The organism is Pseudomonas sp. TAA207 (genome assembly GCF_001529285.1).
Classification (GTDB): domain Bacteria; phylum Pseudomonadota; class Gammaproteobacteria; order Pseudomonadales; family Pseudomonadaceae; genus Aquipseudomonas; species Aquipseudomonas weihenstephanensis.
In genome coordinates this window covers 56,624-71,191 of record NZ_LLWJ01000066.1, presented here as the reverse complement: position 1 = coordinate 71,191, position 14,568 = coordinate 56,624, and the positions used below count along the sequence as shown (strand labels likewise).

The 14,568-nt window shown below is 60.9% G+C and carries 10 protein-coding genes; 8 read left to right on the top strand and 2 right to left on the bottom strand.

Translation table 11 applies throughout. From position 1 onward, the window contains the following. The first annotated feature begins 68 nt into the window (after positions 1-68). The 8 genes from malQ (at position 69) to AP059_RS12535 (ending at position 8,819) form a co-directional block, all read left to right on the top strand. On the top strand, positions 69-2,159 hold the full coding sequence (gene malQ / locus AP059_RS12570; RefSeq protein ID WP_059763332.1) for a 4-alpha-glucanotransferase: 2,091 nt from the start codon (positions 69-71) through the stop codon (positions 2,157-2,159). A 221-nt stretch (positions 2,160-2,380) separates the two neighbouring features. After that, positions 2,381-2,629, top strand: coding sequence for a DUF2934 domain-containing protein (locus AP059_RS12565; protein WP_048365022.1), 249 nt, complete (start codon positions 2,381-2,383; stop codon positions 2,627-2,629). A 128-nt stretch (positions 2,630-2,757) separates the two neighbouring features. Beyond that, positions 2,758-4,929 (top strand): glycogen debranching protein GlgX, encoded by a 2,172-nt coding sequence (gene glgX, locus AP059_RS12560; protein ID WP_059763333.1) that lies wholly within the window; start codon positions 2,758-2,760, stop codon positions 4,927-4,929. Next, entirely contained in the window at positions 4,926-5,927 is a 1,002-nt protein-coding gene (locus AP059_RS12555; RefSeq protein ID WP_059763334.1) for a hypothetical protein, read from the top strand. Before glgX ends, AP059_RS12555 begins: the two co-directional genes overlap by 4 nt. Continuing rightward, positions 5,924-6,700 (top strand): PIG-L deacetylase family protein, encoded by a 777-nt coding sequence (locus AP059_RS12550; RefSeq protein WP_059763335.1) that lies wholly within the window; start codon positions 5,924-5,926, stop codon positions 6,698-6,700. Before AP059_RS12555 ends, AP059_RS12550 begins: the two co-directional genes overlap by 4 nt. Then, positions 6,697-7,296 carry a class I SAM-dependent DNA methyltransferase gene (locus AP059_RS12545; protein ID WP_059763336.1) on the top strand — a complete coding sequence of 200 codons (600 nt, stop codon included), beginning with the start codon at positions 6,697-6,699 and terminating at the stop codon, positions 7,294-7,296. The genes AP059_RS12550 and AP059_RS12545 overlap by 4 nt, the downstream gene beginning before the upstream one ends. Continuing rightward, positions 7,293-7,994, top strand: coding sequence for a glycosyltransferase (locus AP059_RS12540; protein WP_059763337.1), 702 nt, complete (start codon positions 7,293-7,295; stop codon positions 7,992-7,994). Before AP059_RS12545 ends, AP059_RS12540 begins: the two co-directional genes overlap by 4 nt. A 24-nt stretch (positions 7,995-8,018) precedes the next feature. Continuing rightward, positions 8,019-8,819, top strand: coding sequence for an endonuclease/exonuclease/phosphatase family protein (locus AP059_RS12535; protein WP_059763338.1), 801 nt, complete (start codon positions 8,019-8,021; stop codon positions 8,817-8,819). 176 nt (positions 8,820-8,995) lie between these two features. Here the strand turns inward: AP059_RS12535 and glgB are convergent, their stop codons facing one another. Together glgB and treS are read right to left on the bottom strand one after the other, a co-directional pair. Then, on the bottom strand, positions 8,996-11,221 hold the full coding sequence (gene glgB, locus AP059_RS12530; RefSeq protein WP_059763339.1) for a 1,4-alpha-glucan branching protein GlgB: 2,226 nt from the start codon (positions 11,219-11,221) through the stop codon (positions 8,996-8,998). Then, positions 11,218-14,568: a maltose alpha-D-glucosyltransferase gene (gene treS, locus AP059_RS12525; protein ID WP_059763340.1), complete on the bottom strand. Its 3,351-nt coding sequence runs from the start codon at positions 14,566-14,568 to the stop codon at positions 11,218-11,220. Before treS ends, glgB begins: the two co-directional genes overlap by 4 nt.

The window sequence follows — 14,568 nt, the reverse complement described above, 5'->3', positions numbered from 1 at the left end:
ACGCCTTAGAGCGCCCTGCTCAGCCGGGTGCCGCCAAGCGAACCCCTCGCCCCTGATGGAGAACGCCTATGAGCGACGCGCAACTGGAAATACTGGCGAGCCGTGCCGGGCTGGCCGTGGACTGGGTGGATGCCAATGGCAACCCGCAACGGGTGTCCTCCTGCGTGCTGCGTGCCGTGCTTGCCGGGCTGGATCTGCCCGCCGACAGCGACGAAGCCATCGAAACCAGTTTGTTGAACCTGCAACTGGAACAGCAAAACAAACGTCTACCGCCTTTGTTGACGGCAGACGTAGGCCGAAGTCTGGACCTGACCCGCTACTTTCACCCCCACAGCCAGTGCGTGATCCATCTGGAGACGGGCGGCTCGCTGGACATTGAACTGGACGCCGATGCCTACCTGCCCGGCATGGTGCCGGTGGGTTATCACCGGGCACAGATCGGCGAGCAGCACTTCACCCTCGCGGTGGCACCCGCGCGTTGCTACAGCATCAGCGATGCCGAGCACAGCGATACCCCGCGCAGCTGGGGGCTGAGCACGCAGCTCTACAGCCTGTGGCGCCCCGGCGACGGTGGGCTGGGGGACACGCAGGCGCTTGAAACGTTTGCCAAGGCCGCCGGGGAACGAGGCGCCGACGCGCTGGCGATCAGCCCCATGCACGCCATGTTCACCTGCGATCCAGAGCGTTACAGCCCCTATTCCCCCTCCAGCCGTTTGTTCCTCAATTACCTCTATGCAGCCCCGGCCAGCGTATTGGGCGAAAGCGTGGTGCAACAGGCCATTGATGACTGCGGGTTACGCGAGGAGTGGCAACGCCTTGAGCACCTGCCGCTGATCGACTGGCCAGCGGCAACCCAGGCCCGCCAAACCTTGCTGCGCAGGCTCTACGACGACTTCATAAGCACTGAACAGCCGCTGCACGACGACTTCTATGCCTTTCGCGACGCCGGGGGAGAAGCCCTTGAAAACCACTGCCGTTTCGAAGCGGTGCAAGTTCAACGGCGCAGTGAGCAACTGAGCCAGGACTGGCGCGACTGGCCCGAACAGTGGCGCGACCCCAACAGCCCTGCACTGTTACTGTTTGCCGAAGAACACCACCACGACATCGGCTATTACGCGTTTTGCCAATGGCTCATTGCCCGCTGCCTGGCCCAGGCACACAAGGCGGCCCGTGACAGCGGCATGGCGATTGGCCTGATCGCGGACCTGGCAGTGGGGGCTGACGGCGCTGGCAGTCAGGCATGGTGCCGTCAGGACGAATTACTCTCGCAACTCACCGTCGGCGCCCCACCTGACCTGCTTAACCGTCAGGGCCAGGGCTGGGGCATTTCGGCGTTTTCACCCGACGGTCTCAAACGCAACGGTTTTCGGGCCTTTATTGAAATGCTGCGCGCCAATTTTGCCCATGCCGGGGGTTTACGCATCGACCACGTCATGGGCCTGCAACGGCTGTGGGTGATTCCCTTGGGTGCCCCGCCCGGCGACGGCGCTTATTTGTATTACCCGGTCGAAGACATGCTGCGCCTGCTGGCCCTCGAATCGTTACGTCATCGCGCCATTGTGTTGGGCGAAGACTTGGGCACGGTGCCGGATGGCCTGCGTGAAAAGCTCAGCGAACGCGCCATTCTGGGCATGCGCATTTTGCTGTTTGAACAGGATTATGGGGCGCGCTTTCGCCCGGTCCTCGAATGGCCCGACACCGCCCTGGCCACCACCAGCACCCACGACTTGCCCACGCTCAATGGTTGGTGGCTGGAACGCGACATCGACTGGAACGCGCAATTGGGTCTGGTGAATGCCGAGACCGAAGACCATTGGCGCGACAACCGTGCCCATGAGCGCAACGGTCTGCATCATGCGTTGAGCCAGGACCCGCAAAATTTTCAGGAGGAAGCCAGCGGCGCCGATCAGGTACTCAACGCCAGCGCACGGTTCTTGGGGCACACCCGGGCACCGCTGGTGCTGCTCCCCATCGAGGATGCGCTGGGCGTGGTGGAGCAAGCCAACTTGCCGGGTAACGTGGGCACTCATCCCAATTGGCGCCGCCGCTTACCCGTTGAATGCTCAGCCCTGCTTGATCGCCCGGATGTTGCCAAACGTCTGGAACTGCTGGCCTGCGCGCGCCTACAGGCACAAGAACGCGATGAGTGCAGACGATGATCCAGGCGCCTAAAGGCATCCAAGTGGATGCCAGCCAACCCATATAGAAATCCATATGAGCATATACCCGCATCAAATGACCGTTCGACGGAACATCTCGCAAATTAAATGGATTTTTTACACAGCCAGCAGTCATTAACAGTAAGACGATACGGGTCAGCGACGTACTAGGTTCTTTCCCTGTCAACCTCATACCCACCACCTAGTTCAGGAGCTTTGCGATGAATAATGATGACAAACGCATTCGTGAATTCGCTTACCAAATCTGGGAATCCGAAGGCAAACCTGATGGCCAGCAAGCCCGTCATTGGGACATGGCGCGCACGCTGGCCCAAGCCGAAGCGCTGGCACCAGGCAACGCTGAACCGCGCAAGGCCAAACCTAAAGCGCCATCTGCCAGCAGCAAAGCCTCGGTGAAAGAACCGGCTGCGAAAAAACCCCGCGCTGCGCGCAAACCTCCCGCTTCCTGACGCTTGGCTTGTAGTGCGCAGAACCCTGACGCACCGACGTTTCACGCCCATTTGAACAGGCCCGTAATGCCTGACGGGCACGTTTTGCCTGCCGTTTGTGAAGGCCTTTGATCCAGCCAGGAGTCAACATGACCAAGCGCAAGTCAGCCCCACCCGAGACACCGGACGTTGAACCCTCACGCCTCAGGGAGGGCCTGCCCTTCCCGTTGGGCGCTACCTGGGACGGGCTAGGTGTTAACTTCGCGATTTTTTCGGCCAATGCCACCAAGGTTGAACTGTGCCTGTTCGATGAAGCCGGCGAGGTGGAGCTAGAACGCATCGAACTGCCCGAGTACACCGACGAGACCTATCACGGCTACCTGCCCGATGCACATCCGGGGCAGATCTACGGTTACCGGGTATATGGCGCGTATGACCCGCAAAATGGCCATCGCTTCAATCACAACAAATTGCTGATCGACCCCTACGCCAAACAATTGGTCGGCGAGCTGAAATGGTCCGAGGCCTTGTTTGGCTACACCATTGGCCACCCGGATGGCGATTTAAGCTTTGATGAACGCGACAGCGCGCCCTTTGTGCCCAAGTGCAAAGTCATCGACCCGGCGCACACCTGGGGGCACGACCATCGCCTGATCGTGCCATGGGACAAGACCATCTTTTATGAAACCCACGTGCGTGGCATCAGCATGCGCCACCCTGATGTGCCGCAAGCGGTACGCGGCACGTTTGCCGGGCTGATGGTGGATGAAGTCATCGAGCACATTCGCAAACTGGGCGTCACCAGTGTCGAGTTACTGCCGGTGCATGCGTTCGTCAACGATCAGCATCTGCTGCAAAAAGGCATGACCAACTACTGGGGCTATAACAGCATCGCCTTCTTCGCCCCAGACCCGCGCTACCTGGCCAGCGGCAAGATTGCCGAGTTCAAGGAAATGGTTGCGCACCTGCACGAGGCCGGGCTGGAGGTGATTCTGGACGTGGTCTACAACCACACCGCCGAAGGCAACGAGCAAGGCCCCACCCTGTCGATGCGCGGCATCGACAACGCCTCGTATTACCGCCTGATGCCGGATGACAAACGCTATTACATCAACGACTCGGGCACCGGCAATACCTTGGACCTGAGCCACCCGTGCGTGCTGCAAATGGTCACTGACTCGCTGCGTTATTGGGCGCACGAGATGCATGTGGATGGCTTCCGTTTCGACCTGGCCACCATTCTGGGGCGTTACCACGATGGCTTTAACGAACGGCACAGCTTTCTGGTCGCCTGCCGTCAGGACCCGCTGTTGCGTCAGGTAAAGATGATTGCCGAACCATGGGACTGCGGCCCCGGTGGCTATCAGGTCGGCGGCTTCCCGCCGGGGTGGGCCGAATGGAACGATCGCTTTCGTGACACCGTGCGTGGGTTCTGGAAAGGCGACGACGGCCAGTTGGCCGACTTTGCCGCACGCATGACCGCCTCGGGCGAGCTGTACAACCAGCGCGGCCGCCGCCCGTACACCTCGGTCAACTTCATTACCGCCCACGACGGCTTCACGCTGCACGATCTGGTGTCGTACAACGACAAGCACAACGAAGCCAACGACGAGAACAATCAGGACGGCAGCAACAACAACCTGTCCTGGAACCACGGCGTCGAAGGCCCGACTGACGACCCTGAAATCAATGCATTGCGCCTGCGCCAGATGCGCAATTTTTTCGCCACGCTGCTGCTCGCGCAGGGCACACCGATGATCGTGGCCGGTGATGAATTTGCCCGCACCCAGCACGGCAACAACAACGCCTATTGTCAGGACAGTGAAATCGGCTGGATCAACTGGGACCTGGATGGCGACGGCAAATCGTTGCTCAAGTTCGTCAAACGCCTGATCAAGCTGCGTAACAGCTACCCGATCCTGCGACGCGGGCGCTTTCTGGTCGGCCACTACAACGAAGAACTGGGCGTTAAAGACGTCACCTGGCTGGCGCCCGACGGTAACGAAATGTCCATCGAACAATGGCAGGACGCCCAAGGCCGCAGCTTCGCCATGTTGCTCGATGGCCGGGCGCAAGTGTCCGGGGTCCAGCGCGCCGGCGCCGACGCCACCTTGCTGATCACCTTCAATGCCCACCATGACGGGGTGGATTTCATCCTGGCGCAGGTGCCTGAAGGCTCCGCCTGGATCTGCAAGTTCGACACCTTCGACCCTGACTTCAAAAGCCCCGCCCCCTTGGCGTTTGGCAGCACGTACAGGCTTAACGGCCGCTCGCTCGCGCTGTTTGAACTGGAGCATCACAAGGAACCCAACGGCTCATGAACCTGCATGACTTCCTTGAGGACCACGCCTGGCCACTCGACACCCCGCAGGCGCTGGGTCAGTGCTTGCAGGGCATGGTGCAAGCCGGACTGGATCAACTGCCGTTGCCGGGCAGCGGTTTGACCTTGCAGCGCTGGCAACATTTGGCGTTAGTCGCGGGCCACGATTTGGGCTTGTGCAAACTGTTCGAAGGGCACACCGATGCGCTGGCGACCCTGCGCGAATTGGGCGCCCGCCCCGTGCCAGCGGGCAGCACATGGGGCATGTGGGCGGCCGAACCGCCCAATGCTCGCGTTCAAATGCGCGAAGTTCACGGCCAAACGCTGCTCATGGGCCGTAAAGCCTGGTGCTCGGGCGCAGGGATGCTCAGCCACGGTTTGCTCACCGCTTGGGATGAGCACGGCGGCCAACAATTGGTGGCCGTAGACATGCAACAGTCGGGGATCAGCGTCACCGATGACGGCTGGGCCGCCGTGGGTATGGCCACCACTGCCAGTGTCGACATTGTGTTTGATCAGGTGCCCTGCACCCGCGTCGGCCAGCCGGGTGATTACCTGCGCCGCCCCGGTTTTTGGCAAGGCGCTATTGGCATCGCGGCGTGTTGGTTGGGGGCGGCGTCCTCACTGGCGCATCATCTGCAACAGCAGTGTGCCAAACGCGCAGAGCCACACGCGCTGGCGCATTTGGGCGCGGTGCAGGCCGCGCTGTTCGGGGCACGTAACACGCTGCACACCTGCGCCACGTATCTGGATCAAAACCCGGCCGCCGACAGTCAACTCCTGGCCCGGCAGGCGCGGGCACAGATTGAGGCCTGCGCCGAGCACGTCATCGCCCATGTCGGTCGGGCGCTGGGGGCCGGGCCTTTTTGTAAAGACCCGCAGTTTGCCCGCCTAAGCGCTGACTTGCCGGTTTTCCTGCGTCAAAGCCATGCCGAGCGCGACCTCCAAGTGCTGGGTGAACTGGCCGCGCAGTCACCCGCAAGGCACTGGCCACTATGAAAGCCAACCTGATCGTGGGCAGCGGCACTGCGTTAGCACACTGGCGCCAGTCTGAGCGCTTGGCCAACTTACCGTCGATTGAGCTTGCACACCTGTTACCCCACGGTTCGCGGGCGGTGATTGTGGCGCCGCACCCGGACGATGAAGTGCTGGGCAGTGGCGGCCTGCTGCAAATGGCCAATGCGCTGGGGCGCTCGATACTGCTGATTTCCGTCACGGACGGCACTGCCAGCCATCCGGGTTCAAGCCGCTGGCCCCCCCACGATCTGGCGCACCAGCGAGCCTCGGAGTCTGAACAGGCGCTGGCGCGCTTGGGGTTGGCATTGCCACGCTTGCAATGGGTCAGGGGCGGATTCGCCGACAGCCAGGTGCAGGCCCGTGAGGCGGCACTCGGCACCTTCATTCAGCAGTTCTTGCGACCCGGCGACGTGGTGTTCAGCACCTGGCGCGAGGACGGGCATTGCGACCACGATGCGGTGGGCCGCGCCAGCGCTCTGGCGGCTAAAAACGTCGGCGCAGCCGTGCATGAGCTGCCGATCTGGACCTGGCATTGGGCGCACGATGATGACCCGCGTGTGCCGTGGCACCGTGCCCGCCGTATCAACCTCAGTGAGCAGCAGGTTGCGCGCAAACGTGACGCGGCCCAGGCCTTCACCAGCCAGTTAAGCGCAGACCCGAGCACCGGGGCGCCAGCCGTGCTCAGCCCGCTGGCGCTCGAACGCTTGCTGCAACCTTTTGAACTGGTTTTTGTACAGGACAGGGAGAGGCCATGAGTGTCTCAACGGCTTTTTTTGATCAGTTGTATGCCGACAATAGCGATCCGTGGGCCTTTCGCGAGCGCTGGTACGAACAGCGCAAACGGGCCGTGACGCTGGCCAGCCTGCCTCGCCAGCACTACCCGGCCATTTTCGAAATAGGCTGCGCCAACGGCGAGTTAAGTGCCGGGCTGGCGCAACGCACCGGCGCGCTACTGGCATGCGACGCAGCCGCCAGAGCCGTTGATCTGGCCCGCCAGCGCTTGAGCCACTGCGCCCACGTTCAAGTGCACCAAAGCCGTGTGCCAGAGCAATGGCCCGAACATCGCTTTGATCTGATAGTGATCAGCGAAGTGGCGTATTACCTGGATGCCCAGGCACTCAAAGACGTGCTTGAGCGGGCCATCAACAGCCTCGCCCCCGACGGCCATCTGCTGGCCTGCCACTGGCGCCCGCCCATCGAGGGCTGCGTGCTGACGGGCGATGAGGTGCACGCCCTGATACACGACACCTTGAAATGGCCGCGCTTAGTGCAACACCTGGAAGACGATTTCATCCTTGAAGTGTGGGGCCGCGACCCTATTTCAGTAGCCAGCCGGGAGGGTTTGCGATGATTGGTGTGTTGATACCTGCGCACAACGAGCAAGCCCTGCTCGCCCACTGCCTGCATGCGGTGCTGTCAGCCGGCGCTCACCCACAGCTCAACGGCGAGCAGGTGCGCGTGCTGCTGGTGCTCGACAGCTGTGACGACCTGTCGGCTGACATCGCAGCGCAATACGACGTCAACGTGTTGGTGATCAATGCGCGCAATGTCGGCATAGCCCGTGCGACCGGTGCGCAATGGTTATTGGAGCAAGGCGCGCGCTGGATTTCATGCACCGATGCCGACAGCCGCGTGGCCGAGGACTGGTTGGTGGCGCAATTGGCCTTGGGCAAAGACGCCGTATGCGGCACCGTGACCGTCGATGACTGGGGCACGGAAATCGATGAGCGTGCCCAGTCACGCTACCTGGCCGCCTATCAGGCCCGCGACGGGCATCGGCATATCCACGGCGCCAACCTCGGCGTCAGCGCCACAGCCTATCGGCGCGCTGGCGGTTTTCAGCCGCTGGCCTGCCATGAAGACGTGCACTTGGTGCAACAACTGGAGGCGTGCGGGGCTTCAATCGCCTGGAGCCACCGCCCGCAGGTCACCACCAGCGCGCGACTGGACTGCCGCGCGGCGGGCGGCTTTGGTGATTATCTGAAGTCGCTACTGGGTGCGGCCGAACATGACCCCCATCAAGCGGGTCCAAGGGCCGACGCGCTATAAACGCCCTATCGCACAGGAGAAACCATGACCTTCGATATTGCCGGTAACAACCTTGAACCCCCTGCACCTGTCGCAACCCCTGCTGTACACCGGATGAAGGTGTTGACGGTTAATACCCACAAGGGGTTCACCGCTTTTAATCGACGCTTCATCTTGCCCGAGCTGCGCGAAGCGGTGCGTAGCACCGGCGCCGATCTGGTGTTTTTGCAGGAGGTGCTGGGCGAGCACGAAAAGCATGCCTCACGCTATGACCACTGGCCCGCCGTGTCGCAGTACGAGTTTTTGGCCGACAGCATGTGGAGTGACTACGCCTATGGGCGCAACGCGGTGTATCCCGACGGGCATCATGGCAATGCGGTGCTGTCCAAATACCCGATCAAGTCGTACCGCAACCTGGATGTGTCGATCACCGGCCCCGAGCGGCGCGGGCTGTTGCATTGCGTGCTGGATGTGCCGGGGCATGAGCAAGTGCACGCGATTTGCGTCCATCTGAGCCTGCTCGAAAGCCATCGCCAGTTGCAAATCGTGCTGCTTAACCAACTGCTCAAATCATTGCCGCCCCACGATCCGGTGATCATTGCCGGGGACTTCAACGACTGGAAGCTGCAAGGCAACGCAGCCCTGTCGCAACGTGACGACTTGCACGAAGTGTTTGAGCGCCATCATGGGCAGTTGGCCAAAACCTACCCCGCGCGCTGGCCGTTGCTGCGGCTGGACCGCATTTACCTGCGCAACGCCAGCAGCCATAGCCCGACCATCCTGAGCAACAAACCCTGGACACATTTGTCGGACCACTTGCCGTTGGCGGTGGACGTTCATTTGTAGCCATTGCCACAGGCGGTGCCCGGCTGCACAACAATCGTAACGTGCGAACCCTGAGGCACCGCATTGAACGGCCTTGCGACCGCTACGTGCCCGCACGCAACCTCGCGCAACTCGTCAACGACTACAAGACGAATGGGCGCAGGTTACGTGCGGCCACGCACGTCGGGGTGCTCGCCTTACTGCGGCTCCAGGATCAACACCCCCAGCGGTGGCAGGTTCAAGGCCAAACTGAACGGTTGCCCGTGACTGGCATCGGCGTGGGTATGCACCCCACCGCCATTGCCATAATTGGAACCCGCATACAGCGCCGCATCACTGTTGAGCACTTCGCCCCAGGTGCCCGCAAACGGCACACCGATGCGATACGCCTCGCGCGGCACCGGGGTGAAGTTGGCAACTACCAACAGCGGCTTGCCGGCCTTGCTCCAGCGCAGCCAGGCATAGACGCTATTGGTCGCATCGTCGCCAATCAACCACTCAAAGCCCTGCGCCACGTCATCCTGGTCATGCAAGGCCGGTACGTCGCGGTACAGACGATTCAAGTCGCCGACTAACTTCTGCACGCCTTTGTGCTCGGGGTATTGCAGCAAATACCAGTCCAGTTGCTGATCGTGATTCCATTCGCGCCACTGCCCGAATTCACAGCCCATGAACAGCAGTTTTTTACCCGGATGCGCCCACATGAAGCTCAGATAAGCGCGCAAATTAGCAAACTTTTGCCAGCGGTCACCGGGCATTTTGTCAATCAGCGAATGCTTGCCGTGCACCACTTCGTCGTGGGAGATGGGCAGGATGAAACGCTCGGTCCACGCATACACCAAGCCAAAACTCAGTTCGTTGTGATGATGGGCGCGGTACACCGGGTCTTGCTGAATGTAGTGCAGCGAGTCATGCATCCAGCCCATGTTCCACTTGTACGAAAATCCCAGCCCGCCCTGTTCGGTGCTTTGACTCACACCCGGCCAGGCAGTGGACTCTTCGGCAATCATCAACGCACCAGGCGCCTCAAGCGCAACGACGTCGTTGAGGTGACGCAGAAAGTCGATGGCTTCCAGATTTTCACGCCCGCCATGGCGATTAGGAATCCATTCGCCCGGCTGACGCGAATAGTCGCGATACAACATCGACGCCACGGCATCGACCCGCAGCCCGTCGATGTGGAAATGTTTGAGCCAATGCAGCGCTGAGGCCAGCATGAAACCGTGCACTTCAGTGCGGCCCAAGTTGTAGATCAGCGTGTTCCAGTCCTTGTGAAAGCCTTCCAGCGGGTTGGCGTATTCGTACAGCGCCGTGCCGTCGAATTGCGCCAGGCCATGGGTGTCATTGGGAAAGTGCGCGGGCACCCAATCCAGAATCACGCCGATACCCGCCACATGGCAGGCGTTGACGAATGCACCGAAGTCATCGGGCGAGCCAAAGCGCGCACTCGGGGCGAACTGCGACAGCGGTTGATAGCCCCACGAGCCACCAAACGGATGTTCCATGATCGGCATCAGTTCGATATGGGTGAAACCCATGTGCTGCACATACGGGATCAGGCGCTCAGCCAGCTCATGCCAGGTGTATTGGCGCGCGACTTCGCCCACTTCATCCACTTCACACTGCCATGAACCCACGTGCAGCTCATAAATCGACAGCGGCGCGTCGGGGCGCTGCAACTCGCCCCGGGCGTGCATCCAGTGCGCATCTTGCCAGTCGACCGAGAGGGGCGAGGCCACTTTCGACGCGGTGTCGGGCGGCAATTGGGTGGCCAACGCCATAGGGTCGGCCTTAAGCGGCAAGATCCCCTCGGCCCCTAGAATTTCGTATTTATAGGCCTCCCCGGCCTCAAGCCGCGGAATGAACAACTCCCACACCCCGCTGGGGTGGCGCAGGCGCATGGGATGACGGCGACCGTCCCAGATATTGAAATCGCCCACCACTGAGACCCGTCGCGCGTTTGGCGCCCAGACCGCAAAGCGCACGCCGGGCACCCCATCGACACTCATCACTTGCGCACCCAGGCACGTGCTCAGGTCACGGTGATTGCCTTCGGCAAACAGATACAAATCCATTTCGCCCAGCAACGGGCCAAAACTATACGGGTCTTCACTGGTTTGCTCGCCTGCGGCCCAGTTGATGCGCAAGGCGTAGGGTTGCAGCTGCGCAAACTGGCCGACAAACAACCCCGGCACCTCTGTGATCGACAACGGGCCAAGCACCTGGCCGCCAGCCCGGTCTATCACATTGACGCTCAACGCCTGGGGCAAAAACGCCCGTATCACCTGCCCACCCTGCCCATCGGCATGAGGACCCAAAATCGAAAAGGGATCGCGGTGCTCAGCCTTAATCAGCGCCTCGATGTCTTGACGATCGGGCAATAAAGCAACACTTCCCTTACCCAGATCCTTGCCAGCATTCATCTTTTATCTCCGTTTGGTAAAGGCTTGGACATGCCTGGCAAATGGCTGAGCAATGCACTCAGCCCCTGCAATGGAACCCCAGACCAGGCAGGTCGGTTGGCCGCTTGGTACATCACTTCGTAGGCCGCCTTTTCCAGACTGAACAAGGCCAGTGCAGCCTCATGGCCACCTGACACTTGCCAACCCTGAGCAAGACTAGCTGTTGCCTGCGAATACGCTTGAATCAATGCACTGCGTGCCTCTTTGAGATAACGCTCAACCACCTGTTGTGGCACCCGATCCGCCTCGGGCGGATGATCGGCTTGCTGCACGTTGTTGATTGCCATCGCCCCGGCGTACTCAAAAGAGCGCAACAGCGCGCAAAGATCGGTGTAAGGGCTGTGTGTGCTACGACGTGCTTGCAAGGTGCGCGCCGGGTTGCCCTCAAAGCCGATAAAGCAGGCGTCGCCGTGTACCACCAGCACTTGCCCCAGGTGTAAGTCGCCGTGCACACGTATCTTCAGCCCACCCAGGGTGCGGGTGGCCAGGTGTTCGATGTAGGCGACGATTGGCTGTTGGTGTTTCAACAGGTGCCTGATCTGCGCCTGATCGCGTGCTGGCAAAACCGGCCCCTGTAAATTGAGCTGTTGCAACGCTGCGCGCACTTGCTCACTGATCTCGGCGGCCCATTGGCTCACGTCATCGACGCCAATGATCTGTGGGGCAAAGTCCGGGTTATCCGTAGGCTGCGCCAATACATGGTGCAGTTCACCCAGACGCTGGCCCAGCAACGCCGCGAAATCAGCCAGCTCGGCAAGTGCGCTGACTGGCTGAGCGCGCTCGGGCGCCGTACTGGCCCGCTCTGCGCGAATCGCCCGTTCAAGGATGTTTTGAGTCCAGGCCCGGGCATCGCCCTGATGAGGCACATAGCGTTGGGCAATCATCAGCAGCGTGCCATCGCCCGCGTCATCGTAACGGACTACTGAACCCAGCAGCGGCGGGACATGAGCGTAGCCAGCGGCGGTCAACCAGGCCGCCATTTCAAGCGCGGGGTGCAGGCCGCTGCTGACCTCACGCAACAGTTTGAGCATCAGCGTGCCGCCGATCACCACCGAACAGTGGGCCGGCTCATCTGTCAGTTCACCAATCTCGCTGCGCTCATCCAGTGCCAGCGGGGCTAAATGCACCGTGGGGCTAAAACGGATCTGCCCCGCGTCAGTGTCCAGGGTGCGGGCATGTTGCAACCCGGCCAATACAGCTCGCACAAAAGGGTGCAGGTTGAAGGCCTCTGTGACCAGCCCGATCTCACGGCCCTGGCGAACTCGGCATAACACTGGCTGGCTGGCCTGCGCGCTGTCGGGTTCATCCTCGCTGATCAGGCCCAGCACCAATTGATAGCGCCGCTGCTGCCCTGCGGCCGTGATCTGCACTTCGGTCAGCAACACGGGAAGCTCAGGCGCGGGGATCGACGTGCCGTAAACGATTTTGACCTGTTCAATAAGCGCCGCCGTGTGCCCCAACCACCGCCTGTCAGCCAGCCACGCGGGCAAGATGTCGTGCTCCAGCGTGGTGCGCAATGGCGGCTCAAGCACGTCTTCAAAACGCTGTTTCAGCACGAGCGTGACCCGTTCGGGCAGGCTGTGCACCGGGTGAGCCCGGGAATCGGGCATGGCGTTTTCACTGACCAGCAAAAACCAATAGAAGCCATAGGGGGCCAGGGTCAGGCTGTAAGGCATTGGCCCAATCGGCGGGAAGGGTTGGGTGCTCAGCATCTCGACCGGCACCCGCCCCGCCCACGTGGACAAGTCCAGCTCCACGGCCTGGGCACTGCGCGAGACGTTCGCCACACACACAATGGTTTGGGTGCTACCCAAAGCGTCGGTGAATTCACGCACATAGGCCAGAACCCGGCGGTTGCGGGGCGAGAGCATGTTCAGGCTGCCGCGACCAAAGGCCTTTTGCTGCTTGCGCACGGCCAACAAGCGCCGCGTCCAGTTGAGCAAGGAGTGCGGGTCCAGGGCTTGCGCCTCAACGTTTACTGCCTGATAGCCATACAGCGGGTCCGTGATCGGCGCCAGCACCAAGCTGGCCGGGTTCGCGCGCGAGAACCCGCCATTGAGGTCCATCGACCATTGCATGGGCGTGCGCACACCATCGCGGTCATTCAGGTAGATGTTGTCGCCCATGCCTATTTCGTCGCCGTAATACAAGGTGGGTGTGCCGGGCATCGACAGCAGCACACTGTTGAGCAATTCAATGCGCCGACGGTCGCGCTCCATCAACGGCGCCAGACGCCGACGAATCCCCAGATTGATGCGCGCGCGCCGGTCGGGCGCGTAGTGATTCCACAGCGCGTCACGCTCCTTGTCGGTGACCATTTCCAGGGTCAGCTCATCGTGGTTACGCAAAAAAATCGCCCACTGGCAATGGGCAGGTATGGGCGGGGTTTGCCGCAAAATGTCGGTGATGGGGAAGCGATCTTCCTGCGCCAGCGCCATGTACAGACGAGGCATCAAGGGGAAGTGGAAGGCCATGTGGCATTCGTCGCCCTTGATACCGTCGCTGTCGCCAAAATATTGCCGGGTGTCTTCGGGCCATTGATTGGCTTCGGCGAGCAACATGCGATCGGGGTAGTGCGCGTCAATTTCGGCACGGATCTGTTTCAGAATCTGGTGGGTTTCGGGCAAGTTTTCATTGTTGGTGCCATCGCGCTCAATCAAATAGGGAATGGCATCCAGTCGCAGGCCATCAATGCCCATGTCCAGCCAGAAGCGCATGACCGACAGCACTTCTTTTATCACCTGGGGGTTGTCGAAATTCAGGTCGGGCTGATGGGCGTAAAAACGGTGCCAAAAGTATTGGCCCGCCACCGGGTCCCACGTCCAGTTCGAGGTTTCGGTATCAAGGAAAATGATGCGCGTGCCTGCGTATTTCTGATCGCTGTCGGACCACACGTAATAGTCGCGCGCCTTTGAGCCTGCCTTGGCGTGGCGAGCCTTCTGAAACCAGGGGTGCTGGTCTGAAGTGTGGTTGATGACCAGCTCGGTGATCACCCGCAGGCCGCGTTGATGGGCCTCATTGATAAAGCGTTTGACGTCAGCCAGGGTGCCGTAATCGGGGTGCACACCGCGGTAATCAGCGATGTCATAACCGTCGTCACGGCGCGGCGACGGGTAGAACGGCAACAGCCACACGGTGTTGACACCCAAATCGGCAATGTAATCGAGTTTGCTGATCAGGCCGGGAAAGTTGCCAATACCGTCGTTGTTGGCGTCGAAAAACGATTTGATGTGCACCTGGTAAATCACCGCATCCTTGTACCAGAGCGGGTCATTGATCAGGTTCGACGATGCACGTTTCTTTGCCAT